Source organism: Ferrimonas gelatinilytica (genome assembly GCF_039544205.1).
In the GTDB taxonomy this organism is placed as follows: domain Bacteria; phylum Pseudomonadota; class Gammaproteobacteria; order Enterobacterales; family Shewanellaceae; genus Ferrimonas; species Ferrimonas gelatinilytica.
Genome location: NZ_BAABLF010000015.1, coordinates 1 through 511, shown reverse-complemented (window position 1 = coordinate 511; position 511 = coordinate 1). Strand labels below are relative to the sequence as shown.

Here is a 511-nt window from a genome sequence, read left to right as displayed (position 1 = left end):
AGTCAACTATTTGGAGCGGCACACGAGGTTCGAACTCGTGACCTCAACCTTGGCAAGGTTGCGCTCTACCAACTGAGCTAGTGCCGCATTTTTTATCGCCGCCCCGCTCTGAGGGTTATCAAGGCAGGTTGCGCTGCTCTCTCCAACCGCACTGAGTCAGTGCCGCATTGTCATCCCGATTCAACACCGGAACCGCTTCTTACGAAGACTTGAATTTGGAGCGGCACACGAGGTTCGAACTCGTGACCTCAACCTTGGCAAGGTTGCGCTCTACCAACTGAGCTAGTGCCGCATTTTGTCGCCGCCCCACTCTGAGTGGTTATCAAGGCAGGTTGCGCTGCGCTCTCCAACCGCACTGAGTCAGTGCCGCATTGTCATCCCGATTCAACACCGGAACCGCTTCTTACGAAGACTTTAATTTGGAGCGGCACACGAGGTTCCCGATCTTCGTCGAGGGTGTGACCTCAACCTTTTTCAAGGTTGCGCTCTACCAACTGAGCACTCACCACTT

The 511-nt window shown here is 54.6% G+C and carries 2 tRNA genes; both read right to left on the bottom strand.

The features are described 5' to 3' along the window. Window positions 1–11: 11 nt before the first annotated feature. Window positions 12–87: transfer RNA gene (locus ABD997_RS12065), tRNA-Gly, on the bottom strand. A 129-nt stretch (window positions 88–216) separates the two neighbouring features. Further along, window positions 217–292 (bottom strand) — tRNA-Gly (locus tag ABD997_RS12060). Between the last annotated feature and the right edge of the window lie 219 nt (window positions 293–511).